This is a genomic window from Blastococcus sp. SYSU DS0616 (assembly GCF_054051015.1).
This window is the reverse complement of sequence record NZ_JBJHAJ010000014.1, coordinates 58258-84413: the sequence shown is the minus strand read 5'-3', so window position 1 is coordinate 84413 and position 26156 is coordinate 58258. Positions and strand designations below refer to the sequence as shown.

22 protein-coding genes, 1 pseudogene and 1 other annotated feature are annotated in these 26156 nt (G+C 71.5%); of the genes and pseudogenes, 13 read left to right on the top strand and 10 right to left on the bottom strand.

The window, feature by feature from the left end; genetic code table 11:
- Positions 1 to 24: 24 nt before the first annotated feature.
- Positions 25 to 1236, top strand: a complete 1212-nt coding sequence (locus tag ACI79K_RS12370) for a lipopolysaccharide biosynthesis protein (RefSeq protein WP_456599841.1) — start codon at positions 25 to 27, stop codon at positions 1234 to 1236.
- 13 nt (positions 1237 to 1249) lie between these two features.
- A complete protein-coding gene (locus ACI79K_RS12365) occupies positions 1250 to 2710 on the top strand; it encodes an asparagine synthase-related protein (RefSeq protein ID WP_456599840.1) in 1461 nt (486 codons plus the stop codon).
- Between the two features lie 49 nt (positions 2711 to 2759).
- Here ACI79K_RS12365 and ACI79K_RS12360 read toward each other — a convergent pair whose 3' ends face one another.
- Genes ACI79K_RS12360 through ACI79K_RS12345 form a run of 4 tightly spaced genes read right to left on the bottom strand, consistent with a single transcriptional unit; the run spans position 2760 to position 5364 of the window.
- Complete coding sequence (locus tag ACI79K_RS12360; protein ID WP_456599839.1) at positions 2760 to 3479, bottom strand: HTTM domain-containing protein; 720 nt, start codon at positions 3477 to 3479, stop codon at positions 2760 to 2762.
- Positions 3476 to 3619, bottom strand: coding sequence for a hypothetical protein (locus ACI79K_RS12355; RefSeq protein WP_456563065.1), 144 nt, complete (start codon positions 3617 to 3619; stop codon positions 3476 to 3478). The genes ACI79K_RS12360 and ACI79K_RS12355 overlap by 4 nt, the downstream gene beginning before the upstream one ends.
- Before the next feature lie 21 nt (positions 3620 to 3640).
- Complete coding sequence (locus ACI79K_RS12350) at positions 3641 to 4015, bottom strand: thiol-disulfide oxidoreductase DCC family protein (RefSeq protein ID WP_456599838.1); 375 nt, start codon at positions 4013 to 4015, stop codon at positions 3641 to 3643.
- Positions 4012 to 5364 carry an O-antigen ligase family protein gene (locus tag ACI79K_RS12345; protein WP_456599837.1) on the bottom strand — a complete coding sequence of 451 codons (1353 nt, stop codon included), beginning with the start codon at positions 5362 to 5364 and terminating at the stop codon, positions 4012 to 4014. Before ACI79K_RS12345 ends, ACI79K_RS12350 begins: the two co-directional genes overlap by 4 nt.
- Before the next feature lie 112 nt (positions 5365 to 5476).
- On the opposite strand from ACI79K_RS12345, the pseudogene ACI79K_RS12340 reads away from it, so the two are divergent.
- The 4 genes and pseudogenes from ACI79K_RS12340 to ACI79K_RS12325 all read left to right on the top strand — a co-directional run.
- A pseudogene (locus tag ACI79K_RS12340) lies at positions 5477 to 6660 on the top strand (IS3 family transposase); the annotation flags it as partial.
- Positions 5755 to 5885, top strand: a sequence feature (AL1L pseudoknot). Its footprint overlaps the pseudogene before it by 131 nt.
- A 505-nt stretch (positions 6661 to 7165) precedes the next feature.
- On the top strand, positions 7166 to 8284 hold the full coding sequence (locus tag ACI79K_RS12335; RefSeq protein WP_456599836.1) for a glycosyltransferase family 4 protein: 1119 nt from the start codon (positions 7166 to 7168) through the stop codon (positions 8282 to 8284).
- Entirely contained in the window at positions 8281 to 9027 is a 747-nt protein-coding gene (locus ACI79K_RS12330; RefSeq protein WP_456599835.1) for a PglD-related sugar-binding protein, read from the top strand. The genes ACI79K_RS12335 and ACI79K_RS12330 overlap by 4 nt, the downstream gene beginning before the upstream one ends.
- A gap of 154 nt (positions 9028 to 9181) precedes the next feature.
- Positions 9182 to 10267 (top strand): LCP family protein, encoded by a 1086-nt coding sequence (locus ACI79K_RS12325; protein WP_456599834.1) that lies wholly within the window; start codon positions 9182 to 9184, stop codon positions 10265 to 10267.
- Between the two features lie 2 nt (positions 10268 to 10269).
- Here ACI79K_RS12325 and ACI79K_RS12320 read toward each other — a convergent pair whose 3' ends face one another.
- Complete coding sequence (locus tag ACI79K_RS12320; RefSeq protein WP_456599833.1) at positions 10270 to 10884, bottom strand: arsenate reductase/protein-tyrosine-phosphatase family protein; 615 nt, start codon at positions 10882 to 10884, stop codon at positions 10270 to 10272.
- Between the two features lie 6 nt (positions 10885 to 10890).
- On the opposite strand from ACI79K_RS12320, the gene ACI79K_RS12315 reads away from it, so the two are divergent.
- Positions 10891 to 11676 carry an arsenate reductase/protein-tyrosine-phosphatase family protein gene (locus ACI79K_RS12315; protein WP_456599832.1) on the top strand — a complete coding sequence of 262 codons (786 nt, stop codon included), beginning with the start codon at positions 10891 to 10893 and terminating at the stop codon, positions 11674 to 11676.
- A 24-nt stretch (positions 11677 to 11700) separates the two neighbouring features.
- On the opposite strand, the gene ACI79K_RS12310 is transcribed toward ACI79K_RS12315, so the two are convergent.
- The 3 genes from ACI79K_RS12310 to ACI79K_RS12300 all read right to left on the bottom strand — a co-directional run bounded on the left by ACI79K_RS12310 (position 11701) and on the right by ACI79K_RS12300 (position 14500).
- On the bottom strand, positions 11701 to 12810 hold the full coding sequence (locus tag ACI79K_RS12310; RefSeq protein ID WP_456599831.1) for an LCP family protein: 1110 nt from the start codon (positions 12808 to 12810) through the stop codon (positions 11701 to 11703).
- An 87-nt stretch (positions 12811 to 12897) separates the two neighbouring features.
- A complete protein-coding gene (locus ACI79K_RS12305; RefSeq protein WP_456599830.1) occupies positions 12898 to 13173 on the bottom strand; it encodes a hypothetical protein in 276 nt (91 codons plus the stop codon).
- 196 nt (positions 13174 to 13369) lie between these two features.
- Positions 13370 to 14500 carry an acyltransferase family protein gene (locus tag ACI79K_RS12300; RefSeq protein WP_456599829.1) on the bottom strand — a complete coding sequence of 377 codons (1131 nt, stop codon included), beginning with the start codon at positions 14498 to 14500 and terminating at the stop codon, positions 13370 to 13372.
- 402 nt (positions 14501 to 14902) lie between these two features.
- Here ACI79K_RS12300 and ACI79K_RS12295 point away from each other — a divergent pair, with 402 nt between their 5' ends.
- Positions 14903 to 15889 (top strand): polysaccharide lyase, encoded by a 987-nt coding sequence (locus ACI79K_RS12295; protein ID WP_456599828.1) that lies wholly within the window; start codon positions 14903 to 14905, stop codon positions 15887 to 15889.
- 3 nt (positions 15890 to 15892) lie between these two features.
- On the opposite strand, the gene ACI79K_RS12290 is transcribed toward ACI79K_RS12295, so the two are convergent.
- Complete coding sequence (locus tag ACI79K_RS12290; protein ID WP_456599827.1) at positions 15893 to 17224, bottom strand: hypothetical protein; 1332 nt, start codon at positions 17222 to 17224, stop codon at positions 15893 to 15895.
- A 52-nt stretch (positions 17225 to 17276) separates the two neighbouring features.
- The gene (locus ACI79K_RS12285; protein ID WP_456599826.1) at positions 17277 to 18596 is read right to left on the bottom strand and encodes a UDP-glucose dehydrogenase family protein; all 1320 of its coding nucleotides are present in this window, start codon (positions 18594 to 18596) and stop codon (positions 17277 to 17279) included.
- Between the two features lie 322 nt (positions 18597 to 18918).
- Between ACI79K_RS12285 and ACI79K_RS12280 the strand changes: the two genes are divergently transcribed.
- The 5 genes from ACI79K_RS12280 (at position 18919) to ACI79K_RS12260 (ending at position 26136) form a co-directional block, all read left to right on the top strand.
- The gene (locus ACI79K_RS12280) at positions 18919 to 20418 is read left to right on the top strand and encodes an O-antigen ligase family protein (protein ID WP_456588361.1); all 1500 of its coding nucleotides are present in this window, start codon (positions 18919 to 18921) and stop codon (positions 20416 to 20418) included.
- A 133-nt stretch (positions 20419 to 20551) separates the two neighbouring features.
- Entirely contained in the window at positions 20552 to 21517 is a 966-nt protein-coding gene (locus tag ACI79K_RS12275; RefSeq protein WP_456599825.1) for a glycosyltransferase, read from the top strand.
- Positions 21514 to 22551, top strand: coding sequence for a glycosyltransferase family 4 protein (locus ACI79K_RS12270; protein ID WP_456599824.1), 1038 nt, complete (start codon positions 21514 to 21516; stop codon positions 22549 to 22551). The genes ACI79K_RS12275 and ACI79K_RS12270 overlap by 4 nt, the downstream gene beginning before the upstream one ends.
- Before the next feature lie 150 nt (positions 22552 to 22701).
- Positions 22702 to 24363: a polysaccharide biosynthesis tyrosine autokinase gene (locus ACI79K_RS12265; RefSeq protein ID WP_456599823.1), complete on the top strand. Its 1662-nt coding sequence runs from the start codon at positions 22702 to 22704 to the stop codon at positions 24361 to 24363.
- Positions 24364 to 24627: 264 nt separating this feature from the next.
- Positions 24628 to 26136 (top strand): sugar transferase, encoded by a 1509-nt coding sequence (locus ACI79K_RS12260; RefSeq protein ID WP_456599822.1) that lies wholly within the window; start codon positions 24628 to 24630, stop codon positions 26134 to 26136.
- Positions 26137 to 26156 lie beyond the last annotated feature (20 nt).

The following is a 26156-nucleotide window of genomic DNA, read 5'->3' as shown; positions in this document are numbered from 1 at the left end:
GCGACAAGACGCGCCGGGTTCACCATGGGCGCCTCGCGGCTTGTGGTCGCCGCGTTGGGCCTCGCCGCCGCCCCGCTGCTCACGCGCCTACTCAGCCCGGTGGAGTACGGGACGTACGTCCTCGTGATCACCGCCGTATCGATCGGCTCGACCGTGCCGTCGCAGTGGCTCAACGCGGCGGTGCTCCGCTTCGCGCCAGCGGAGGATCCCAGTCGGCTGCACCGGGCGACGGTCACCGCCTGGTTGCGCAATGCTCCCGTCGTGGCGCTGCTGACAGGTGTTATCGCTGCCGTCACGCTTGGCAGCGCATGGCTGACCGTCGCCTTTTGCGTCGCCTACGCGCTCGCGGAAGCCGCCTTCACCACCAGGTGGATCCTCCTGAGAGCCCGCATCCTCCCGCGAGCGTTCATCGTCGCGGGCGTGCTGCGCAACGGCTCGTTCCTCCTCATCGTCGCCCTGACGGGTGCACTCGCCGATGACGTCCAGCTCAGCTGGGTCCTGGGCGGGATCTTGGCCTCGAGCCTGTTGGCGACGGCGTCGACGTGGCGGGCCTTGTCGCCGCCGCACTCCCGGCGCGCGGACCTCCAGCCCTGGTGGCAGTACGGCCGCCCGCTCGTCCTCAACTACGGGCTCAGCCTCTCGATGCTCTACGTCGACCGGTTCATCCTGCTGGCGTTTCGCGGCAAGGAGGAGGTTGCCCTCTACGCCCCGACGTTCGACATCCTGTACGGCGTCGTCACCCTGGTGACGGGTCTGGTGGGCCTGGTCGCCGTCCCCAGGCTCTTCGCCCAGCTAGAGGCCCACGTTCGGCAGACGCATCTGCGCTTGCTCCGCCGCCGGGCGGCCCTGTCGAGTGCGGCCGTGTGCATGCTGCTCTTCGCAGCCTGGCCGGCGCTCTCCGTGGTGATGATCGGAGAGGACCTCCGTCTGGGTGACCCCCTGACGGTCGGGCTGCTCATCGGGGCGTTCGGCTTGACGGCCTATCGCTACCAGTACGTCAACATCGTGGCTCAGCTGCACCACAACACGAAGGTGCAGACACGCGTCACGGCCCTCGCCCTGGCAACGAGCGTGGCCGCCAACAGCGTCTTGATCCCGTCCTTCGGTCTGCGTGGTGCCGCTGCCTCGGCAGCCCTGTCCGCTTCGGTGGCCGTGCTCGTCGGGGTCTGGGCGAACGCCCGGTCGCGCCCGCGGCACGCGCAGAGACATGAGGAGCCACACCCCACGTCGAGGTGAGAGGCTGCCTCGCATGGTGAGTAACACGTGGGACGGGCGGCTGGAAGCCGGGCAGCTGACGGGTTCCTTCCCGCTCTTCGCGGGCGGGACCAGCGGTCCGTTCTACGACTTTGCGACGGCCATGGCCGCGCTCCCGGCTGGCAGGCACGAGCTGGATCCGCTGGCGATGCTGGGCGTCGCGACCAAGGGATACGCGTTCGGCGATCGGACGATGGTTCAGGGGCTGTCGCGGCTGCCCTTCATGGCCCGCGTGGACGCCAGCACCGGGGAGGTCCGCCAGGCGGCCGAGCCGAGTCATGCGGCAGCCGAGGAGCGCAGTGCGCCCCCTCTGCTCGAGCTGCTGTCGGACGAGCTGCAGCAGGCACTCTCCGGCCGGGCACGGGTCGGGCTGCTCCTTTCCGGTGGCATGGACAGCCGGATCGTCGCCGGCGTCCTGCACAGGCTGCAGGCCGCTGGTCGTCTCTCCTCCGAGATCGTCGGCGTGACGTGGGGGACGTCCGACTCCCGAGACGTCGTCTACGCCGAGTTCCTGGCCCGTGCTCTCGGCTGGCGGTGGCGGCACATCGAGCTGACACCCGCCCTGCTGCGACGGAACCTTCTGCTCATGGCGGACGCTGGCGCCGAGGTTTCGCCCCTGCACCTGCACGGTCTGCCTGACGTCGCTCAGATGGATGACCTGGACCTGGTCGTCGCGGGCACCTACGGGGACTCCATCGGCCGGGCTGAGTACTCCGGGAGGCACATCTCGGCCCTGCCAGCGACCAAGCCGCGGGTCGTCGATCCCTTCGGAGCCTTTCCAGCCCTCAACACCCGGTCGCTGCGCACGGCCCTGCGCAGCGAGTCGACCGCGTGGCGACCGTCAGACGGGACTCGAGAGGAGTGGCAGCTCCGGGAGCTGGAGCAGCAACGGCACTACTTGCGCCGGCTGCTGCAGGTCACCATGTCGTCCGCGCTCCATCCCCTTCCGCTGTACCAGGCGTTCACCGCCCCTCCGGTGTACTCGGCCATGTGGCAGCTCCCGCCGAAGCAGCGCGGTGACGTGCACTACCGCACGCTGCTCGCCGAGCTGCACCCTGCCTTGAGGGACATCCCGTGGTCGCGCACCGGCACGCGGTACGACGGAGTCCGGGACACAAGTGTCGATCGACTGCGCTCGAGGCACCACAAGTACGGCGAGTGGCTGCGCGGCGAGACCGGCTCGACCGTCGAGTCACTGGTCCTGGACTCTCCTCTGGCCCGGCACAAGGCGTACGCGCGCCCACTCCGGGCGGGAATTCGCAACTGGCGGAGGACGAAGACCTCCGACTACACGCGTCTCGATCTGCTCTTCACGTGGCTCGCCTCGCTCGGCAGCATGTCGAACCGCTACGCGCTCGACGTGCCGAGCGCGTCTTCTGGGAGAGCGTCAGTCTCCCCCGTAGGTGGCGCATACCGGACGGCCTACCGGCTCGCCAAGGACCGCCCGGCCACCTGAGGCAGCGCAGTAGCCGGTGCGCGATCCCTCAGCCGGCCTGACCGCGCCCTTAGCTCAGCCTCGGGCGCTCTGGCAACGATCGTCCCTTGAGATGTCCAACGGCACGCTCTACTACCTCATCTGAGTCCACCCAAAACGGCAGGTAGAGCGCCAGCGCCATCGCGCTGTAGACGAACAGCTGCGCGCCGCCCGACCAGCCGTAGGTGGTCGCCAGGACCAGCGGGACGTGGAAGGCGATGCCCAGAGCCGCTGCGGGCAGCCGGGTATGGCGGAACCACAGCGCCACCGCCAGTCCACCCTCGACGATGATCGCGCCCGCCGAGGCGATGACCAGCAGCCACATGGGGATCGCCACGTCCCCGAGCAGGACGGACCTTTCGGTGGCGCGGGCGAGCACGTCGCCGGACAGGTAGGTGCCGTTGATCTTCGTGACGGCAGCGAAGGCGTAGACGATCGTGAGCTGCGCCCGCAGCAGGAAGACGTGCCAGCGGTCGTCGAACATCGACAGGATCACCCCGACCAGCACCATCAGGTACAGGTGGTGGTTGAACAGCGGCCCGGCGACGACGATGGCGCTGCCGGCGGCGGCGATGATGAACGCGCCGACCTTCCAGCGCGGTGTGACCAGCAGTGCCGTCCCGACGAGCCAGGCGGCGAGCAGCGGCAGCGCCAGGTCGGTCCGGTCGGGCAGGCGAATGGCGAGGTCGACGGCCTTGACGCAGGCGATCAGGGCAAACGCGTAGCGGAACAGCCGCAACGGGTCGCTCACGCCGAGTACATCTGCCACGAGATCGGGAACATGCCCGTGACCGTCCAGCCCTCCTGAGCGATCCGCAGCACGAACAGCGCCAGGGGAACAAGCACCTGGACGGCGATGAACGCGATGACCCAGCCCTTGCTGCGCAACATCGGCCGACTGTACCGCTGTGGCTAGCCCGTTGTGGGCGGGACGCGGCAGGCGGCGGTGCCGCCGGGCATCCGGTACCGGTTGCGGCTGACCCAGCCGTACACGACCCGAGACAGCGGTCGGACGGGACCGGCGACGATGACCCTGCCGACCAGGGCGAGCAGCCCGCCGCAGGCGATCAGGGCGTAGCTGATCGCGGCGGCACCTTCCCGCGGCGCCTGCCCAGGCTCGAGCCAGTAGGCCGCCTCGGTGACCTGCTCCTCGCTCAGCCCGACAGCCTCCAGCGACGGCAGGAACTGCCACGGGGTGGCCTGGAACGCGCCGCCGGCCCGTGCCTCGATCCACGTCGCCGAGGTCGTGCAGAACCCGCAGTCCCCGTCGAAGATCAGCGTGCTCACCGGGTGAGCATAGGCCGCTGGGCCGCTCCCCCGGCAAGGTTCGATCTCCGCTTCGGCGACTTCGGCGACTTCACCTCCTGCGGCTCGGTGTGCCACATCAGGCTGGTCACGATCAGCAGCGGCAGCACCAGCGGCCGGGGGTAGAAGTAGGTCGCGCTCAGGCACGTGCCGATGAACGTGACGAGGACCGCGGCCCCGGCGACGGCAGCGACGGGCGCCCGCCTGAGGCTCTGCGCGACGGTGACGGCGACGCCGAGCACGACGATCAGCCAGCCGAGCGCCCCGGGCATGCCGATCTCTCCCCACAGCAGCAGCGGGACGATGTGCACGCCGAGGTCGAAGTCGCTGCTGCCGCGGTACAGGCCCGGCCCGGTGCCCAGCAGCGGGCGCTCTCCGATGAGCCTCCACGCTTCGCCGGCGAGCGTGATCCGCAGGTCCGCGCTGCCGACCCCAGCGGCCCCACTGTCGGACAGCGGCGACACCACCCGGTCCAGGAACCGCTGCCCGAAGCCGCCGCCAGACCCGCTGCCACTGTCGATTCCTTGCAGGCCGTACCAGAAGCCGACGATCGCCAGGCTCAGGGCGGCGAGGACCTTGACCCCCGAGTTGCGCTGCGCGCCGCCCTTGCGGACTAACAACCGCATCAGCGCCAGGACCCCGACGCCGGCGACGGCCACGATCGCTCCGGACCCTGCTTGCGTCACGACGACCCCGAGCGCCAGCACGGCAACGAGTACCCCGCCGCGCAGGAACGACAGGTGGCCGCGGACGACGAGGTAGTAGACCAACGGGATCGTCATGGCCGCGACCTTCGCCAGCTCCCCCACGCCCGTGAACAGGCCGGGGCGGGCTCCGCCGCTGCCGACAGCATCCATGACGCCCAGTGCCAGAAGCTGCGAGTAAGCCGCGGGCAGGAAGGTGAGCAGCGCCATGCCGACAGCGATGGACGTTGCGACGCCGTAGACGAACGCTTTGGCCGTAGTGATCCGCCGCTCGACCGGGAGCAGCACCAGCACTGCCGGAATCATCATCAGCACCAGCCAGTACTGACCGGCCAGTGACCCGATGTCGAGCAATGCCGCGTCAAAGCGCACCAGGCCCGACACGAGCACGCCACCGACGATCAACATTCCCGCGAGCCGGAACGGTAGCCCTGGCCGCTCTGACGTGCCGGGTTGTGTTAGGCCCCGGCCGATGAGCAGCAGACCGCCCATGATGATCAGAACGTCGCTGGCGCTGATCCCAACGCCTGGTACGGGGCGGACGCGGACGAAGGCCGCTAGGAACACTCCGGCGACGAACATCCGCCACGCAAGCCGCCCCGCGAGCGGCTCCGCCCTGGTTTTCACGCCCACACATTAGGACCCGCCCTGACTAGCCCGCCGATCGGCCGCTAATGCGGGCTAGCGTGTCCCGCCCCGGGTCTGATGGAGGCTCTCAATCCACGTGAGGATCAGAGTCATGGCGGCACCGAGGAAGTACCCCGATGAGCTGCGGGAGCGGGCGAGCCGGATGGCGGTCGACGCGCGGCGCGATCCGGCGACCCGGACGGGGGCGTTGAAGCGGATCGCTGAACAGTTGGGCATCAACGCCGAGACTTTGCGCAACTGGGTGATCCAGGCAGAGATCGACGACGGCGACCGGCCGGGCAGCACGACCGACGAAGCGCGACGGATCGCCGAGTTGGAGCGGGAGAATCCGGAGCTGCGCCGGGCGAACGAGATCCTGAAGACCGCGTCGGCGTTTTTGCGCAGGCGGAGCCCGACCGCCGACTGAAGTAGTCGTCGGATTCATCGATGAGCACAAGGAGCGCTTCGGGGTCGAGCCGGTCTGCGCGGCGTTGAAGGACGCCGGCGTGCAGATCGGCCCGAGCACGTACTGCGCGCACCGGACCAGGCCGCCCTCGGCCCGGTCAACGGCGACCACCGTGGTGATCGAGCGCGTGCACGCGGATAACTTCGGCGCATACGGGGCGCGGAAGGTGCACGCCGAGCTGCGTCGGCAGGGCCATCGGGTGGCCCGGTGCACCGTCGAGCGGCTGATGCGCACCGCTGGGCTGCGCGGTATCAGCTGGGCGAAGGGGCCGCGGACCACGGTGCCCGGCACGGGGCCGGACACCCGCCCGGACCTGGTCGACCGCGCGTTCGCCGCGACCGGCCTGGACCAGCTGTGGGTCGCCGACATCACCTACTGCCGCACCTTCTCCGGCTGGGTGTACGCCGCCTTCGTCATCGACGTGTTCTCTCGCCGGGTGGTCGGCTGGCAACTATCGAAGTCGCTGCGCACCGACCTCGCGCTCGACGCACTTGAGATGGGCTTCTGGATCCGCCGGCGGGCCGGCCGCGACTTGACCGGGTTGGTCCATCACTCGGACAAGGGAATCCAGTACGTCGCGGTGCGCTACACCCAGCGCCTGGCCGAGGTCGGGGCGGTGGCCTCGGTCGGCTCCACCGGCGACAGCTATGACAATGCTCTGGCCGAGGCGTTCAACTTGCTCTTCAAGGCCGAACTGATCCGCAACAGGGCCGTGGAGAAGCATCGACGACCTCGAGATCGCCACCGCCGAGTACATCGACTGGTTCAACCACCGACGCCTGCACGGCGAGATCGGACTCGTCCCACCGGCCGAGCACGAGGACGACTTTTCACCGGCACAACCCCGCGGCGACTACCGTCGCCGCGTCAGTTCCGAGCCTCCACTGAACCCGGGGCGGGACACGCTGTCATCCGTCGGTACTGGGTCGGGCGTTCGGCGGTCAGAAACGTCGCGGTCGCGACATGGCAGCTCGAAGATCGGTAGATCAAACGCCTCCTCGTGCACGTCCAGAGCACTGGAGGCGGCGCGGCCTCGCGAGCTGCGGCGAGGGCGAGGTTGACGTAGTGCTAATCGTCGAAAAGCCGCCGAAGGTAGGCACCGGACCGAACCTGCGCGATAGTGGCCGGTCCCACGCGTTCGCGCTGCCGCGCCGAGGACGATCTCACTGTCGAAGGTGACGATAAGCGGCCGTTGCAACTTCGTTGTGAAGGCCTCGAGCCACTCTCAGTCCCTCCGGCTCCGCTCGAGCAGCGTCGCCCAGAGCAGGCTCAGGCGTCAGCCGCTCCACTTGTGGTGAGCGGGGGCTCGGGAGCCGCACCCGCTAGCGTGCCCGTGTGCGCATACTCCACGCTGTCACGGCGCCGGAGACGGCGAGGGCGTTCCTCGCCGGCCAGCTCTCCGATCTCGTCGACAAGGGCCATGACGTCCACCTGGTGTGCTCGCCAGGGGAGGCGCTGGCCTCCATCGACCCACGGGTGAGGATCCACGCCGTGGCCATGCGCCGCGAGCCGCAGGCGTGGCGCGATGCGCTGGCGCTCGTGCGCCTCGTGCGCCTCGTGCGCCGTGTCCGCCCCGAGGTCACCGTCGTCAGCACGCCCAAGGCCGGCCTCCTGGTCGGCCTCGCTGCCGCCCTCGCTGGAGTTCCGCGCAGGTTCTATCTCCAGCGCGGACTGCGGCTGGAAGGAGCCACCGGCGCGACACGGCTTCTGCTCACTGCGCTGGAGGTCGTGAGCTGCCGAGCCGCACACCACGTCGTCGCCGTCAGCCCGAGCCTCGCCGGCGAGCTGAGAGAGCTGCGGGCGGTGCCGAGCGAGCGGGTATCCGTGCTGGGGTCCGGGAGCAGCAACGGCGTGGACTACGAGCGCTTCCGCCCGCCCACTCAGGAGGCGAGAGCTGCCGCACGGGAGAGCGTCGGCGCGCCACCGGACACCGTCGTCATCGGGTTCGTCGGCAGGCTCACCGCGGACAAGGGCCTCGAGGACCTGCTCGCCGTGGCCGGAGGTGTCGGCCGGAGGGCAGACGTCATGCTGGTCGTCGTCGGGGACTTTGAAGACATCAGCCTAAGGCAGCAGTACGAGGCTCGACTGGCGGCGAGCAACGTCCACGTGACGGGGTTCGTGAGCGACACGGCCCCGTGGTACGGAGCCATGGACGTACTCGTGCTGCCGACCCGGAGGGAGGGCTTTCCCAACGCGGTCCTCGAGGCTGCAGCGAGCGGCTTGCCCGTCATCACGACAGACGCCACCGGCGCGCGGGACAGCGTGATCGACGGCATCACCGGTCACGTGGTGCCCCGAGGCGACGCCGAAGCACTCGACACGGCGCTGCGTCGTCTCGTGGACGATCCCGGGCTCCGGGCCGACATGGGCGCCGCAGCACGGGCCCGCGTGGTGCGTGATTTCAACCAGCGCGTCGTCTGGGACCGTTACGCGCGGCTCTGGACCACTGGATGAGCTCGCCGGAGGGCTGCAGCGACGCCCGCGGACGCCCGCCGGAACTCGCCATCATCGGGACCGGCGGCCATGGCCGCGAGTTGCTCGACATCGTCACGGCGATCAACAGCATCACACCGACATGGACGTTCGTCGGGTTCCTGGGACGACGTCGCCCGGACCCGTCACTCCTGCCGCAGCGGGCGGCGACGTGGCTGGGGCCGGTCTCGGCGCTGGCCGACATGGACGTCCGCTACATCGTCGGCATCGGCGACTCGACTGCACGAGCCGACGTGGACCGCCTGGCCAGCGGTTGGAGGCGTGAACCGGCGACCCGCGTCCACCCGCGTGCCTCCGTCGGCTCCGATGTCGAGTCTGGGTCCGGGGGCCGGGGAAGAACCTCACCACCCACGTCCTACCCCACAGACGAGTCGATTAGCAACGACGGTCTGCTAGATCGGCAGGGGACGCCCGCGGCAGTTGGTCGATCCGCCCGCTCGCCCGCTCGCCCGCTCGCCCGCCGGCACCGCCGGGTGACGACAGCAACGTGCGCAGCGCGCCGGCAATCCGTCGTCGACCTCGGCGTGCGCCGCAGCCGGCCCGTCGATCGGATCGGGGGCGACGTGGGCTCCCAAGCAATCGCCGAAGCTGACGCCGCCGTCCTGGTACAGGCGCACAGCGAGTACCTCGGCGGCGCGCTGGACGGAGTCCGCATCTTCGACACGCGCGGCGTGCTCGAGGGTGATGTGGTCGAGCGCCTCTGAGCACGGCCCGCTGCACTGGCCCACCGATGAGCCGCAGGTAAACGGGCGGGACAGCTGAGGCTCGGGCGTCGGCTGTCTCCCGTCCATTGCCGTCTGGCGTTGAGTTTTCCAGCTACCGTCGGCTTGACGCCAGAAGGCAACGAGCGGGGGACCGGTGGGGAAGCACGGCCATGACACGTCGTTCGACGTGGTGGACCGGTACGAACTGGAGCTCGAGGAGAAGGCGCCCGCGAATCCGCGGAACCGCCGGCTGCGCCGGGCGCTCATCGCGCTCGGTGCGAGCGTTCTGGTTCTCGTTTTGCTCGTCGCCGGCGGCGCCTGGTACCTGACCAACCGCTACGCCGGGAACCTGGAGCGGGTCGAGGCCTTCACCGGGCTGGACGAGTCCCAGCGGCCCGCCGCACCCACGGCGGCGTCCGCCGGTGAGGCGCCCTTGACCTTTCTCATCGTCGGGTCGGACACCCGCGCCGACGTGCCGGTAGGGGAGACCCCCGACGGTCGGTCCGACGTCATGATGCTGGTCCGCGTCACCGGTGACCGGCAGAGCGCCCAGGTCGTGTCCCTCCCGCGCGACTCGTGGGTGAATATCCCCGGCTACGGCCCGAGCAAGCTCAACGCCGCCTACGCCTACGGCGGGCCGAGCCTGCTCGTGCAGACCGTCGAGGGGCTCACCGGCGTGCGCATCGACCACTACGCCGCCATCGATTTCCAGGGCTTCGTCCAGATGACCAACGCGTTGGGCGGGGTCGATGTCCAGGTCGCCGAGACGACCACCAACGGGCCGTACACGTATGAGGCCGGACTCAACCACCTCGCCGGCGAAGAGGCGCTGTACTACGTGCGGCAGCGCTACGGACTCTCTGGTGGGGACTTCGACCGGGTGAAGCGGCAGCAGGCGTACCTGCGGTCGATGTTCGCCAAGGTGTCCGAGCAGAACGTTCTCACCGACGTCGGCGCGCTCGACGGCTTCCTCGTCGCGCTCACCGATGCCATGGCGGTCGACGAGACGCTGTCCAACACAGCGCTCCTGGACATGGCCTACGGCCTGCGGTCCCTCCGCCCCGGCGGGGTCACTTTCCTCACCGCGCCGGTTGCGGGCACCGGTCGGGAAGGAGCGCAGAGCGTCGTCTACCTCGACGCCGGCCGGTCCGAGCAGATGTGGCGGTACCTGCGGGAGGACTCTCTCGCGCAGCACGTTGGTGAGTTCGCCGTCGACGCACTGCCTGCCGTTCCGAACTAGAGCTAGGCCGGCACCGGCGGCAGGCGGTCGACGCGGATGGTTTGCTGCCGGGCGCCGCCGATCTGTCGGCTGACCGCCATCAGGATGGTGCGCAGGGCCGCCGCGATCTCGTCGACGACCTGGGTGTGCAGCTCTGCCCCGCCGTCGATCGGATCCTCGACGCCGGCGGACGAGTGGCCCCGGTGCAGACCGCGCACCTCCATCAGGGCCTCGGCCAGCGCCTTACCGCGCTTCTCCGGGACCACCCCTGCCAGGCGGTGTGGCGGTAGCTCGGCGCACAAGGCTGCCGCTTCCAACAGGGTGAAGGTCTTCCGCAGGCACCGGGGGTCCAACGCAAGCGCCGCCTCCCGGTGCTCGACGCTCATCCCGAGCACCACGTCCGCCCACGCCAGATCCGCCGCGGACAACCTGCGGGCAACGTGGTCCTCGGCCGTTAACCCGCGCTGCTCGAGGGCGGCGACGGTGAGGGGGTGCGCCGCCCGCCCGGCGGGCGCGCGAGTGCCTGCGCTGCGGGCTTCCACGGTGAGACCTAGATGACCCGCCGGCCACGCGCCCGCGAGCACGGCGGCTGCCGCCGAGCGGCAGATGTTGCCGGTGCAGACGAACAGCAACCTCATGAGCAAGTGTTCGGCAGCGAACCAGCGCACCTTGAGCGGGTGCCTCGCAACGCGCCTTGGGACGGATCGACCCACTGCGCCCTGGCGTCGCTGCGGGCCCTGGGAAAGGGCGGGAAACTGGCTGTGATGTCACCTGCCTCCGCCGGTTCGGCGTTCACCGTCTTGCTGGTCTGCACGGGCAACATCTGCCGTTCCGCGCTGGCCGAGCGGCTCGGCCGGGCCTATCTCGACGACCGGCTCGGTGAGCGGGCATCCGACATCCAGCTGGTCAGTGCCGGGACGCATGCCGTCGTCGGATCGGCCATGCATCGGGACAGCGCGTTGGTCCTCCGTGGATACGGCGCCGAACCCGGCGGCTTCCGTGCCCGCCAACTGGACGAGGTCATCGCCGGAGGCGCGGATCTGGTCCTCACGATGACCCGTGCCCACCGTGCCGCGCTCCTCGAGCGCGCTCCTCGCGCTCTCCAGCGCAGCTTTACCCTGCGCGAGGCCGCGGCCCTCCTGTCGGCCGTGACCGAGCATCCGCAGGGTCCGGATCTTCCCGGACGCGCCCGCGCCTTGGTCGCCGCGATGGCGCGTGCGCGTGGACGTCGGCCGAGCGGCGAGGACGACGACATCCGTGACCCCATCGGGATGCCCGTAGAGGTGCACGAGGAGGTCGGTGAGCTGATCGCCGCCACACTTCTGGTCGTCCTCGATCGCTTGGCCGCCCTTGCGGAAGACCACCACAACACGGTGCCTGCCGTCGACGCTGCGACGTGGAGCGGGGAGGCGCTTCGGGTCGTGCGGTGACCTGCGCGCATGGCGCCGCTGGGGTCAGCGCGGAACGTCGGGCAGTGCCTCGTCGGCGAACTCGTCGGCGTTCTGGCCGAGCGAGTCGCTGCGCAGGTACTCCCACATCCGCTCGGAGGCGTTGCCGTCGAGGTAGACGACGCTGGCAGCTCCCTCCATGCCCGTGCCCAGCACCGGAGCGGTGAAGAACTCGACGTCGCCCGGCGTCACCCCGCGCATCGAGTACGCGAGGCTGACCAGGTCCGCGTTGCTCAGAGTGTCATCGACGCTTATCGCGCTCGTGATGGCGAGCATGGCCGCATCGAGCTTCGGCGGGCTGGTGAAGGTCTCCGAGCTGAACAGCTTGTCGAACATCGCCCGCAGGTACTGCTGCTGCCGCTTGACCCGGTCGAAGTCGCCGCCGGGCAGGCCGTAGCGCTGCCCGAGGTACCAGCGGGCCTCGTCTCCGTTCAGGTGGTTCATGCCGGCCTCGAAGGTGTACGGGCCGTTCGTCGTCGTCTCGGCCACCACCACGTCCACGCCGCCGAGGTCGTCGGTCACCTGGACCAGGCCCTCGAAGTCGATGGCGACGTAGTGGTCGATGCGCACTTGGGTGAGCTGCTCGACGGTCTGCACCAGCAGCGACGGACCACCGAACGCGTAGCTCGCGTTGATCTTGTTCATGCCGTGGCCGGGGATCTCGACCCACGAGTCGCGGGGGATGGAGATCAGCTGCGCGTGCTGCCGGTCGGCGGAGAGGCGGGCGAGCATGATCGCGTCCGAGCGGCCGCCGGGGTCGACGCCCTGCTCGCCTTGGCTGCGGGTGTCGGAACCGACCAGCAGGAAGGTGACCGGCTGCTCGCCGGCGCTCTCCTGCGGGGTGGCCGGAGCGGGGCGTGCGTCCTCCTCGATGTCGGCGAAGACGTCGGAGACCCGGTCGATGTTGCCGGCCCAGCGGTCGGCGAGGAACCAGAAGCCGCCGCCGACCAGGAGTGCCAACACGAGCGCCAGGGCCCCGAGGCCGATCAGCGCCCGCCGCAACCCGCGGCGGCGAGGACGGTTTCCGTCGGCGTGGTCGCCGTCGGCCACGAGGGGGACGGGGGAGGTGTCACCCGTGCGCCCGCTGTCGCGCCCGCCGCCCTCGTCCCACTGCATCGCCTGACCCCCGTCGCCGTCGAACCCGGCCGAGGGTACGGCGACGCGAGAAAGAGCAGGGCCGGCCCTGCCTCCCGGGGGTGAGGCTCAGGCCAGGCCGCGCTCGCGATCGACCGGCGCGCGCTCGGGGGCGGGGATGCAGTGTCCGATGGCCGGGTGGCCGGATGGGCGCGCCCTGCGTGGAGCCCCCTGCGTCGCGGCCCCGCCCGGGATCGGCCACGCCTCGTCGGTGACCGGCCCGGCACGCAGAGTCGTGGCCACGGCGACCTCGTCGTCGGCCAGGCGGATCCCGCGCCCGATCACCAGGGCGACGGCGACGCCCGCCGCCACCCACAGTGCGATGAGGATCAGCACCCAGCTCATGGGCTCTTCCTTGGTGTCGCCGGCTCGTCGCCGGATACGAGGGGGACCTACCCTTCTCCGTGACCGTGATCACTTACCTCGACAGTACCCTCGCATGTCTGCCGGCGGGTCACAGCTGCGCATCACAAGTATTCCCGGAACCTGGTGGGTGCGCCGGGGCGGCGTCGCTCAACGCAGCCGGAGGGCATGAGTCGCGCTAGCGCGTCTGGGCGTGACCGCCGCCGCCGGTGCTCACCGGTAGCGTGCCGCCGCGCAGTCGCCGCTCCAGCGGCTTCTCGACCACCGTGAACAACACGTAGGCGCTGGCGATCGACCCGACCAGGGCCAGCACCGAGGCGCCGATGGCAGCCGCGACGGTGGTGGGCTCGAACACGTAGTCCACCGCCCGGATCACCAGCTGGTGGGTGAGGTAGAAGGCGAACGACCACTCGCCGAGCTTCACCAGCACCGGGCGGCGGAACACCGACGGGCGCCCGTCGAGGTCGGCCTGCGCGGCCGTCGCGATGGTGAGCGCGAACGGGATGAACGGGATCGCCACCCAGATCAGGTACGCGGGCGCGAACGCTGCGACGACGTAGGCGACGGCGACGAGCGCGAGCGAGCCGCGGAGCCCGATGCGGCGGACGCGGGCGCCCTCCTTGATCCACAGTGCGATGAGGATGCCGAGGCAGAACTCCCACAGCCGCTGCACCGGGAAGATGAAGATCGCCCAGTCGGCCACCGTCTCGCCGTGGGTGAGCGGCGCCAGCACGATCGGGGGCACGATCACCAGCAGGCAGAGCACCCCGGCGACCCACCACCGCGCCCGTTGCGACAGGCGCAGCGCCTGCACGATCAGCAGCGGGAACAGCGCGTAGAAGAACATCTCGCAGGAGATCGACCACGTGACGCCGTTCCCGGCCCAGTAGTACTCGTTGTCCGGGATCCACGCGTGCAGGCCGAGGAACTGCGGCGCCATGTGCAGCAGCAGCGTCCCGGTCTCCTCCGGGCGGGCCAGCGCGTTCAGCGGGATGAACGCGATCACCGCGACCCAGTACGCGGGCGCGATGCGGGCGAACCGCCGGCGGTAGAACGGGCCGGCCCGGTCACCGGGGCGGTGCGTCCAGGTGAGCACGAACCCGCTGAGGATGAAGAAGAAGCTCACCCCGGCCGCGCCCGGCTCCAGGTACGGGTAGACCGTGTCGGCCACCGGCGTGAACTCGAACGTCGCGATCAGGTGCGAGCCGAAGACCAGCAGCGCCGCGACGAACCGCAGGCCGGTCAGCGAGTCCAGCCGCGCGGTCGGCTTCGGCGGAAGGGGGCCGGAGGACGACGCCCGCGGACGCACCGGCAGCGCTGCCGCGCGCCGCGGCTGCCGCTCACCTGCGCCCTGGCCCGCCGGCCGCGTGGCGGCGCTGCGCGACGTCGTGCCAGGGCGTGGTGTCGACACCGCTAACCCGCCCGAGGTGCGCCGGGCACCTCGGGCTGCTCGTCGGCGACACGTCGGGGGAAGATCATCGCTACCGACAATAAGCGCTGCCGGCCGTCGCCGCCGGGCGTCGGGGAACACGGGGCGTGAACACCTCGTTTCCTCCTACGTGGCGGTGACGCTGCGGTCACGAGCTCTCGATGAGTAATCTCGGGCGGCCCGCCCGTGGTTGCCCGGTGCGGGCTCGTACCGGGGGAGTCGGCCGTCGTCCGGGGCGCTGTGCCGCCCACCGCGCTGAGACCAGACCAAGAGGGAACCGCAGTGACTCGAGGACGACGACGGCTCCCGCTCGCCCTGGCGGTGACGGCGTCGCTGGTACTGAGCGCCTGCGGCTCGGGCGACTCCGGCGACGGCGGGGGTGAGGGCGAGGCCCCGCACGCGACGTCACAACCGATGTCGACCCCGATCGAGAGCACCGCCATCCCGCGGGCCCAGCTCGATCCGGTCCCGACGACGGGGGACCGGTTCACCACCTCCCGGTCGAGGTCCTCCGCCACCTCGGGGTCGACGTCGCCGGAGCAGCCGGCGGAGCCCGAGCAGGTGTGGAGCTACGCCGACGGCGACCTCTCCGACTGGAGCGAGGTGCAGGCTGCCCGGCCCGAGCAGGTGCGGGTCGTCGACGAGCCGGTCCGCCCCGGGAACGAGTACTCCGCCGCCTTCTCCGCCCGCCCGGGCGACTTCACCTTCGGCGTCGACACCACCATCCGCGGGGAGGTGCGCTCGACCATCGAGGAGGCCGGCGCGCCCCGGGAGGGCGACGTGCAGTGGTACTCGTGGTCGACGTACTTCCCCGAGGACTTCCTGTGGGACGGCGGCGGCGAGTTTCTGATCTACACCCAGTGGCACCAGACGGCGAACGAGGGGTCGCCCAACGTCGACCTGTGGGTCACCGACGGGCCGCAGCCGGAGATCCGGCTCTCCGTGCGCGGCGGGCTGCAGGGTCGCGAGTCCGCTCAGTACGTCGCCACCTACGACCTCGGCCCGCTGGAGCGGGGCGAGTGGCTGGACCACATCGTCCGCATCGAGTGGTCCACCGACCCCGAGCAGGGCAACACGCAGGTGTGGATCAACGACGAGCGGCTGGTCAACGCCGTCGGGGCCAACCTGTTCGAGGGGCAGAGCGTCTACTTCAAGCAGGGCATCTACGCGGCGAGCAACACCCGGCGCGAGCACACCCTCTACTTCTCCGACGCCCGCTGGGGCGAGTCGCGGAAGAGCGTCGCGCTCGACGCGCCGGCGGCCGACTGACGGCTACTGCGCCGTGGACGCCGGCGAGCCCAGCGGGTTCTTGCCGGTCGGGGCGTCCTCCAGGACCTCGACGGCCTCGTCGCCGGCCGTGCCCTCCTCCGGCGGCAGGGTCCTCGGCACGACCCGGACGGCGACCAGCCAGCTCACCAGCGACATCGTCGCGGCGGCGATCACCAGCCCCGCCATCAGGCCCGTGCGGCCCCAGGCGGCGGTCAGCGCGACGGGCAGGAGCACCGCGATCGGCGCCACGGCGATCCGCACCTTCAGTGCGGCCCCGGTGTTGCGCGAACCGCGCATCGCCAGCAGCGCCCCGTGCGTGATGCCGAACAGCACCATCTGCATGCTCACCGCGGCCACCAGCCAGCCCGAGCCCCACGACTCGCCGAACAGCGCCTGCCCGACGCCCTGCGGCAGCAGCACGAGCACCGTGCCGTACACCACGGCGACCCCGGCCAGCGCCAGCGAGGCGAACCGGCCGATGCGCAGCGCCCGGTTCCGGTCGGACTCCACCGCGCTCGCCACCATCGGCAGGCAGATGACGCTCGCGGCGGCCACGGTGATGTTGAGCGGGCCGTTGGCTACCTGCGCAGCCTTCAGCGAACCGAGCAGCGCGGTGCTCGCCACCAGCGGCAGCACGAAGATCGTCAGCTGGCCGGAGCCCGAGGAGAGCGCGAAGTCACCGAGCAGCGGGCCGGACACCGGCCACATCGCCCGTAGCCGCGCCCGCAGGTGCAGGGGCTCGCGGCGCAGCCGGAAGGCGACCAGGCCGATCAGGTCGGCCAGCAACGCGCCGAGGATCCACAGGCCCAGGACGACGGCGGTGCCCGAGATGACGTCGGTCAGGGCCAGCACGGTGGCGACGATCATCACGACCAGCCAGACGCCGTCCAGCAGCACCGCCCGGCCCGGCCGCTGCTCGAAGAAGCCGACGTAGCGGAGCGCGTCCTGCACCAGCAGGGCGGGCAGCCCCAGGAAGAACACCGCCCAGGCGACGTCCAGGGGGGTGGCCAGCAGGAGCAGGCCGACCGGGATGCCGATGGCCCCGACCGCCGCCGCCGACGCCACGGCGACCAGGTGCACCGGCGCGCCCTTGAGCACGTTGCGCTGGGTGATGAGCAGCGGGTCGAGGACCGCGGCGCGGGTTCCGCCCAGCAGCAGCCAGTAGATGCTGTAGATGATCGCGAACTCGCCGAAGACGCTCGCGCTCACGCCGGAGGCGATCGCCACCGACAGCAGCATGTTGCTGGCGCTGGAGATCGCCTGGTCGGCGACGGTGAGCCCCCGGCTGACCAGCTTCCCGCCGCGCAGGGCGCGGCCGAGCCGTCGGATCACCATCGGGCGGCGCGGAGGGTCGGCGGCACGGCAGGCGGGATCGGCGGGTCGGGGGTCAGCCGGCGCGGCGGCCGAGCGCCCGGTAGGTCCAGCCCGCGGCGGTCCACTCGCTGCGGCTCAGCGCGTTGCGGCCGTCGAGCACCCGCTTCTGCGACACCACCCGGCCGAACGCCACCGGGTCGAGCTCCCGGTACTGCTTCCACTCGGTGAGCACCAGCACGGCGTCGGCGCCCTCGGCCGCTTCCTCCGGCGTGGCGGCGTAGTCCAGCTGCGGCCACTGCCGGCGGCTGTTCTCGATGGCGGCCGGGTCGGTCACCCGGACGACGGCGCCCTGCAGCTGCAGCTGGGCGGCGACGTTCAGCGCCGGGGAGTCGCGGATGTCGTCGCTGTCGGGCTTGAAAGCCGCACCCAGGACGGCGACCTTCTTGCCCAGCAGCGAACCGTCGCAGACCTCGCGGGCCAGCTCCACCATGCGGATGCGCCGGCGCATGTTGATGTTGTCGACCTCGCGCAGGAACGTCAGCGCCTGGTCGGCGCCCAGCTCCCCGGCGCGGGCCATGAAGGCGCGGATGTCCTTGGGCAGGCAGCCGCCGCCGAAGCCGAGGCCGGCGTTGAGGAACTTGCGGCCGATCCGGTCGTCGTAGCCGATGGCGTCGGCGAGCAGCTTCACGTCGGCGCCGGTCGCCTCGCACAGCTCGGCCATGGCGTTGATGAAGGAGATCTTGGTGGCCAGGAACGAGTTGGCGGCGGTCTTCACCATCTCGGCGGTGGCGTAGTCGCTCTCCACCTTGGGCGTGCCCCGCGCGACGATCGTCGCGTACACCTCGTCCAGCAGCTTCCGGGCCGTCTCGGCGTCGGCACCGGCCGGCAGGCCGTAGACCAGCCGCTCGGGGTGCAGCGTGTCCTGGACGGCGAAGCCCTCGCGCAGGAACTCGGGGTTCCACGCCAGCAGGGCCCCGGGCACCTTCTCGTCGATCAGCTCGGCCAGCCGGGCCGCCGTCCCCACCGGCACGGTGGACTTGCCGACGACGAGCTCGCCGGGGGAGAGGACCTCGAGCAGCGACTCGACCGCGCCCTGCACGTAGCGCATGTCGGCGGCGTACTCGCCGCGCTTCTGCGGGGTGCCGACGCAGACGAAGTGGACGGTGGAGCCGGCCGCATCGGCCATGTCGGTGGTGAAGCGCAGCCGCCCGGTGGCCAGGGTGCGCTCGAGCAGCTCCTCGAAGCCCGGCTCGAAGAAGGGCGCCTGGGCCTTGGCCAGCGAGTCAATCTTCGCCTGGTCGACGTCTACGCCGACGACGTCGTGACCCAGCTCGGCCATCGAGGCGGCGTGCACCGCGCCCAGGTATCCGCAGCCGATGACCGAGATCTTCACGCAGTGCTCCTGTAGTCCGAGTGGGGGTTGGTCGGGCAGGTCTGGCCCCGGCGTTCCCCCGTCCGTCCGATGCAGGCCTCCGCCATGTTCGACCACGCACCACCGGCAACGCCAGCCGGACGGCGACGGGGAGGGGGAGAATCCACCGTGCAGGTGGCGGTGGCCCCCACGGGTGTGACGGCAGCCATACCGAGGCGTCGCCCGGCCGGGGGGTCGCGGCGGCGTGGCATTGTCGGAGCGCCGGTACGCGTGGAACGCTGCGTCGGACCAGCGGGGACCGTATCGCCCGGAGCGAGCGGGCCGGGGCGTGGAAGGGGTCGGGGTGGGTGACGCGCTGACCAGGACCGTGCCCCGCTCGCTGGTCGTCTGCGTGCTCGCCGTCGTCGGGCTCACCGTGGCGGCGTCCTACCAGCCGGTCCCGGTGCTCCTGCTGGTGGTCGGCGTCCCCGTGCTCGCGTGGGGCTGCCAGCACCCCAAGCGCTTCGTGGCGGCCGCCGTCCTGGTCAGCCTGTTCAACAAGTCGGCCGCCCAGGTGAGCGGCATCGCCCAGGTGGACTACCTCGACGAGGCGGTGATCGGCGCCTCGCTGCTCGTCTGCGTCGGGCCCCGGCTGTTCCGCGGCGAGCCGCTCCGGACCTTCCCCGGGCTGGGCTGGTTCGCCCTCTACGGGGTGCTGGGGGTGGTCAGCGGGCTGGTCGCGAACGTGCCGCTCGTCGTCCTGGCCTCGGGGACCGCGCTGGCCGGCAAGGGCATCCTGCTCGCGCTGGCCGTGGCGCAGCTGCGCTGGTCCAGCGCGGACGTGCGCCGCCTGGCCAAGGGCGGCGTCGCCGTCCTGCTGTTCATCATCGCCTGCTGCCTGGTCAACCTGGCCATCCCGCAGACCTGGCAGAGCACGGTCGGCAACATCGACCAGCTCAGCTACCGCGCGGCCATCCCGTCGCTGATCGGGCCGTTCGTCGAGCCGGGCACGCTCGGCATCATGGCCGCCCTGGGGTTCCTCGCGGTCGTCGCCTGGAACACCAGCATGGGCTCGACCCGCTTCACCTGGCTGCTGTCGGCCGGCATGGCCCTGGTCGCCGTCCTCTCCTTCCGGCGCAAGACCTGGCTGGGGATGATGGGCAGCTTCCTGTGGCTGAGCTCCCGGGCCGGCCGCGCCGGCGTCTTCCCCGCGGCGCTCACCGTCGTCGCCGGCATCGTCATCGTCTTCTGGTCGACGCTGCTGAACGCGCTGCAGGGCATCGTCGCCACCTACCTGGACCAGTCCGAGGGCACCGCGGCGCGCACGCTGATGACCCGCGACTCCTTCTTCGTCGCCCAGGACTACTTCCCGCTGGGCGCCGGCTTCGGCCGGTTCGGCTCGGACACGGCCTCGGAGTTCTACAGCCCCCTCTACCTCGAGCGCGGCTACCAGTACGTCTGGGGGCTCTCCGAGCGCACCGGCAACGCGATGTTCCTCACCGACACCATGTGGCCGGCGGTGCTGGGGGAGTCCGGTTTCCTCGGGATGCTGGCGTTCCTCGCCGCGCTCGTCGCCGTCTTCCGGACCGTGAGCCGGCTCTCGCGCGACGCCGAGCCGGTGGCGCGGTTCCTCGGGCTGACCGGGATCGCCTGGCTGGTCCAGTACCTGCTGGAGTCGACCGGCAACCCGGTTTTCGTCTCCCCGCCCTCCTACATCCCTTTGTTCGTCCTGGTGGGCCTGCTGGGATCGTTCGGTGCACGGTCCGCCGAGGAGGACGGGGCCGCCGGGGAGCGGCCGGGCGGAGCGCATCCGGACCGGCGGCGTCCCGAACCGGCGCGCGCGGACGTGGCGAACGTCACCTAGCCCGTCTCCGTCCGCTGCCGGCAGCCACCCCAACCGGCGAATCGGCGCGCGCGGGAAGGGCTGCGCTCCCGTGCCCCATTACGCTGCGGGAGTGCCACCACGACGGGATCGAGCCGAACCGGCAGGTGAGAGGGTGGAGCTGTCCGCGGCGCTCAGCGGCAAGCGCGCCCTCCTGGTCGCCTCGACCGGTGGTCACCTCGCGCAGATCGTCCGGTGGGCCGAGCGCTTCGCCCTCCGGCCGGATTCGGTCTTCGCCACGTTCGAGTCCGAGCAGAGCCGGTCGCTGCTCGGCGGGCGCCGCGTGGTCGCTCTCGACTACGTGCCTCCGCGAGGCCTGGCACCGGCGGTCCGCGCCGCCGTCCGGCTGCACCGGGAGACCCGCCGGGAACCCTTCGACGTCGTCCTGAGCACCGGTGCCGCGGTCGGTCTCTCCGCCTACGCGATCGCGCAGCTGCGGCGCCTCCCGTTCGTCTACATCGAGAGCGTGTCCCGCTTCGACGGGCCCTCGGCCACCGGCCGCATCCTCGAGCGGCTGCCACGGGTGCAGCGGTACTGCCAGCACGCCACGTGGGCCGACCGCCCCGGCTGGCAGCTGGGCCCCTCGCTTCTCGACGACTACACCGCCGTCCCCGTTCCCGACGGCCCCGCCCGGAGCGGCGGGGGACGCCGCGTCTTCGTCAGCCTCGGCACCATCAAGCCGTTCCGCTTCGACGCGCTGGTCGATGCGGTGCGGGACGGGATGCGCCCCGGCGACACCGTCACCTGGCAGCTGGGCGCCACCACGCGCGACGACCTGCCGGGGGACGTGAACCAGGAGATGCGCGCCGAGGACTTCGACCGCCTGGTGGCCGAGAGCGACGTCTTCGTCACCCACGCCGGCGTGGGCACCCTGATGCGCGCCCTCGAGCTCGGCGTCCGGCCCGTCGTCGTCCCGCGGCTGGCAGAGCGCGGCGAGCACGTCGACGACCACCAGCTGCAGGTGGCCCGTGAGCTCGCCGGGCGCGGGCTGGTCCTGCTGCGGGCGCCCGGGGAGCTGACCGCCGCGGACCTCGACCCCTCCGGCGTGGTGATCCGCCGAGCCGGGGACACGTCGGCGTGAGCTGCCCGCTGCGGCCCGCGCTGCGCGTCACGCAGATCGGCAACGCGTCGCAGGGGCGCGGCGGTGTCTCCTCCGTGGTGCGCACGATGAACACCTGGAGCGGCGACGACCTCGTCGTGCGCGAGTGGCCCTCCTACTGGCACGGCGACCGGCGGCGGACCCTCGCCACGTTCGCCCGGACGGCGCTGAGGGTCCTGGTCAGCCGGGTGGAGCCCACCGACGTCTGGCACTTCCACCTGACCCAGCACGGCTCCTTCCTCCGCGAGGGGCTGCTGCTCGGCATCGCCCGCCGGCGCGGGATCTGCTGCACCGCCCTGGTGCACGGCTCGCAGTTCGTCGCGTTCGCCGAGGGCAACCGCCGGCTGGCCCGGCTGGTGCTGCGCTGGCCCGCGGTGGTGTTCGTGCTCACCGATCCGGCGGCCGAGGTCGTGCGCTCCCTCGGCATCGACGCCGTCCGGGTGGCCAACTCGGTGCCCATCGAGGAGAGCCCGGTCGCCGACGGTCGCTCGGGCTTCGTCTTCGCCGGCGAGGTCGGGCCGCGCAAGGGCGCCGACGTCCTCCTCGACGCATGGTCGGAGGCCCGGCTGGACGGCCAGCAGCTGATCCTCTTCGGCGACCTCGCCCCGCAGTTCCGGCTGCCCGAGCCGCTCCCCGACGGCGTGGTGTTCGAAGGGCCCGTCCCGCCGGAGCAGGTGCAGGCCCGGCTGCGGACGGCGCTCGCGCTCGTGCTGCCCAGCCGGGCGGAGGCCATGCCGATGATCATCCTCGAGTCGATGAGCCTGGCGACGCCGGTCATCGCCAGCGACGTCGGCCAGATCGCCGACGTGGTCGACGACACGGGGATGGTCGTGCCCCCGGCCGACCCCGAGGCGCTCGGCGCGGCGCTGCGGCGGATGGCCGCTTCCCCGGAGCTCGCCCTGTCACTGGGGCGCCGCGCGTGGGAGCGGGTGCGGGCCCGGCACTCGAACGACGTCGTGCGGCGCAACTTCGTCGAACACTGGCGCAAGTGCATCGGCAATGGCCCGTCCGGGTGAAGCTTCCCCCCGGATCCCCGCACGATATCTAGCCTGGACGGCCCAGCAACTGCTTGAGTCGGCTGCGCCGGCAGCGCGCGGGCCCGCGCGACGTCCGCGACCGCCTGCAGCTCACGCCTGTGAGCGTCGATCACCGGAGACGAGGAAGTAGTGGAACTCAGAGACACCATCGCGGCCTTCCGCGCCGGGTGGTTCCTGCCCGTGATCGGGGTGCTGGTGGGCGGCGCGGTCGGGGCCGGCACCACCCAGGCGATGACGCCGACGTACACGTCGTCGGCTCAACTCTGGGTGACGTCGACGGACGCCAGCTCCACCACCGCCGCGTTCCAGGGCACCCAGTTCGCCGAGAGCCGGGTGCCCTCCTACGTCGAGATCCTCGGCAGCGAGGTCCTGGCCGACTCCGTCATCGACCGGCTCGACCTCGACCTCACGGCGGCGCAGCTGCAGGAGCGGATCGAGGCCTCGGTGCGGCCGGACACCACCGTCCTGGACATCGTCGTGACCGACACCTCGGCCGAACGGGCCCGCGACATCGCCGTGGCGGTCGCCGCCGAGTTCACCGAGCTGGTGCTGGCGGTCGAGGAGACCACGACGACGCCCACCGACCCCGACGAGGTGCCGGTGACGACCGTGCCGGTGGAGATCCAGCCCCTGGGCACCCCGGCGATCGCGGAGGAGCCCTCCTCCCCGAACCCCGTCGCCAACACCGCCGTCGGCGTGCTCATCGGCCTGCTCGTCGGCCTCGTGCTGGCCTACGCGCGGGTGCGGATGGACCGCTCGGTGCGCGATGCGAAGGTCGCCTCCGCGGCGGCCGGCGTCCCGGTGATCGGGGCCGTCGCCCGCGATCGGCAGCTCGCCTCCGAGCACGTGCTCGAGCGGCACAGCCGGTCGGGCAACGCCGAGGCGTTCCGGCAGCTGCGCACCAACCTGCAGTTCCTCGACGTCGACCAGCCGCCGCGCGTGATCATGGTGTCGAGCGCGGCCGGCGCGGAGGGCAAGACCACCCTCGCCGTCAATCTGGCCGTCACGCTGGCCGAGGGCGGGCGCCGGGTCGCGCTGGTCGACTCCGACCTGCGGCACCCCCGGGTGGCCAAGTACCTCGGGCTGTCCGACGGCGCGGGGCTCACCAGCGTCCTGGCCGGCACCGCCGACCTCGACGACGTCCTCCAGTCCTACGACAACGGCCGGCTGTCGGTGCTCGGGGCCGGAGCGATCCCGCCGAACCCGAGCGAGCTGCTCGCGTCGGGCAAGCTGCCCGGCGTGGTGGACCGGCTGCGCGCCACCCACGACTTCGTCGTCTTCGACACTCCGCCGCTGCTGCCGGTCGCCGACGGCAGCGCCGTCGCGGTGGCCATGGACGGCGTCCTCCTGGCTGTCCGCCAGGGGAAGACCCGGCAGGACGAGCTGGAGCGGGCCGCGGCGGTGCTCGACCGGGTCGGCGCGAGGAGGCTCGGGGTGGTCCTCACCCACGCCCCGGCGTCGGCGCTGCAGGCGTCCGGCTATCAGGGAGAGCCCCCCACGGAGCCCGAGCCCAAGCTCCGGCCCGCCGCCGCCCAGGAGACCCCCCAGGCGCCGGGCGAACGAAGCGGGGACGACGGCGGGACCGAGCCCGCGGGAGCAACGACGCGGGAGGCGCCGGCCGCGCCGGCGGCGGCACCGCGCCCCGACGTGCCGGCAGCGACGCGCCCCGACGTGCCGCCCCCGCCGGCGGGTGCGACGCGGGCCGAGGTGCCGACGGATCCGCCGACCACCGAGATCCCCGTCGTCGGCTCCACCGCGCCCCGGCATTCGGACTCGACGAGCGGGAATTGAGCCGTTCGCTCCACGGGCGGGCGGGCGGGCGACGTGACGGACCTCGCTGACAGTCTGTGACCGAGGGTGTCCGTTACGTGCTGTTATGTCGTGGGCGAGACATTTCAGCGCTGAGCCGTTAACGTCGTGATGGCGGCTCGACCGGCCGGAGCAATGGTGTCCGGCTGCCCATGCGTGCTCACTCTCCGTGCAGGTGAGCGAGGCGCTGTGTTGGCGGGTACGCCACCACGACGACCAGACGCACCCAGGGGGCTCGGTATCTCGATGCAGGTTGCTCACGAACAGACCACTCGTGAGGTGCTGCCGGCGAAGGTGCGGACCCGCTTCTACGGCCTCCGCCGCCTCCGCGGCGAGGGCACCGAGGCGCGACGGGCGTGGCGCTCGGCGTACGTCCGCAGCATCGTCCTCGGGGATGCGGTCTGCGCCGTGCTCGCGGCCACCATCGGCTACTTCGTCCGGTTCGGCACCGACGTCGACGGCGCGGCCCAGTACTCGCTGTGGGCCGCGCTGCTCATGCCGTTCCTGTGGCTGGCCGCCATGCACGTCGGCCGCAGCTACGAGGAGCGCTTCCTCTGGGTCGGTGCCGAGGAGTTCCGGCGGGTGCTGCACTCCGCCGCGGTCCTGCTGGCCGTCGTGGCCGTGGTCTCCTGGGGTCTGGACCTGCGCGTCGCCCGCGGCTTCGTCGTCGTCGCCCTCCCGCTGGCCACTGTGCTCACCCTGCTGTACCGCTACGTGCGCCGGCAGGCGCTGCACCGGGCCCGCACCGGCGGGGCGTTCCAGCAGACGACGGTCATCGTCGGGCACCGCAACGCCGTGGCCTCGCTGCACGCCGAGCTCGACCGCGCCGCCTACCACGGCTACCGGGTCATCGGGTGCTGCCTGCCCGACGGCAAGGCGGCCGACGTGCCCACCGACTTCGACGGCCTGCCCGTCCTCGGCGGCCTCGACGAGGTGCTCGACGTGGTGAAGCGGTACGAGGTCGACACCGTCGCCGTCATGCCCAGCCCGGAGCTGGACGGCTCGTCGCTGCGCCGGCTCGGCTGGGAGCTGGAGAAGACCGAGGCCGAGCTGCTGCTCGCCCCGGCCGTCACCGAGGTCGTCGGGCCGCGGGTCGCCATCCGCCCCGTCTGCGGGCTGCCGCTGCTGCACGTCGAGCGGCCCGAGCTGCGCGGCGTGCGCCGGCTGGCCAAGACGGCGGTCGACACCTCCCTCGCCGCCGTCGCGCTGCTCCTGACGCTCCCGCTGTTCCTCCTCATCGCGCTGGCCCTGAAGACGACCAGCCGGGGTCCGGTGTTCTTCAAGCAGACCCGCGTCGGCCGCGACGGGCAGACGTTCTCCATGCTCAAGTTCCGCAGCATGGTGCAGGGCGCCGACCGGATGGTCGAGGTGCTCGAGTCCGACAACGACGGCAACGGTGTCCTCTACAAGCGCAAGGCCGACCCGCGCGTGACGCGGGTCGGGCGGGTGCTGCGCCGTTACTCCCTCGACGAGCTGCCGCAGCTGATCAACGTGCTGCGCGGCGACATGAGCCTGGTCGGCCCGCGCCCGCCGCTGCCCAGCGAGACCGAGCGCTACGGCTTCGACATGCGCCGCCGCTTCCTGGTCAAGCCGGGCATCACCGGGCTGTGGCAGATCAGCGGCCGCTCGGACCTCTCCTGGGACGACTCGGTGCGCATCGACGTGCGCTACGTGGAGAACTGGTCGCTGAGCTTCGACATGATGATCCTCTGGAAGACCCTCGGGGCCGTCCTCCGCGGGCGCGGCGCCTACTGACGCCCGGCCCCTGGCGGCCC

Coding starts and splice junctions, on each gene's coding strand:
- ACI79K_RS12310 (WP_456599831.1), bottom strand. CDS start 12,810: ATGCAGTGGGACGAGGGCGGCGGGCGCGACAGCGGGCGCACGGGTGAC.
- ACI79K_RS12260 (WP_456599822.1), top strand. CDS start 24,628: ATGCAGGTTGCTCACGAACAGACCACTCGTGAGGTGCTGCCGGCGAAG.
- ACI79K_RS12370 (WP_456599841.1), top strand. CDS start 25: ATGGGCGCCTCGCGGCTTGTGGTCGCCGCGTTGGGCCTCGCCGCCGCC.
- ACI79K_RS12365 (WP_456599840.1), top strand. CDS start 1,250: ATGGTGAGTAACACGTGGGACGGGCGGCTGGAAGCCGGGCAGCTGACG.
- ACI79K_RS12320 (WP_456599833.1), bottom strand. CDS start 10,884: ATGAGGTTGCTGTTCGTCTGCACCGGCAACATCTGCCGCTCGGCGGCA.
- ACI79K_RS12355 (WP_456563065.1), bottom strand. CDS start 3,619: ATGTTGCGCAGCAAGGGCTGGGTCATCGCGTTCATCGCCGTCCAGGTG.
- ACI79K_RS12290 (WP_456599827.1), bottom strand. CDS start 17,224: ATGGTGATCCGACGGCTCGGCCGCGCCCTGCGCGGCGGGAAGCTGGTC.
- ACI79K_RS12305 (WP_456599830.1), bottom strand. CDS start 13,173: ATGAGCTGGGTGCTGATCCTCATCGCACTGTGGGTGGCGGCGGGCGTC.
- ACI79K_RS12330 (WP_456599835.1), top strand. CDS start 8,281: ATGAGCTCGCCGGAGGGCTGCAGCGACGCCCGCGGACGCCCGCCGGAA.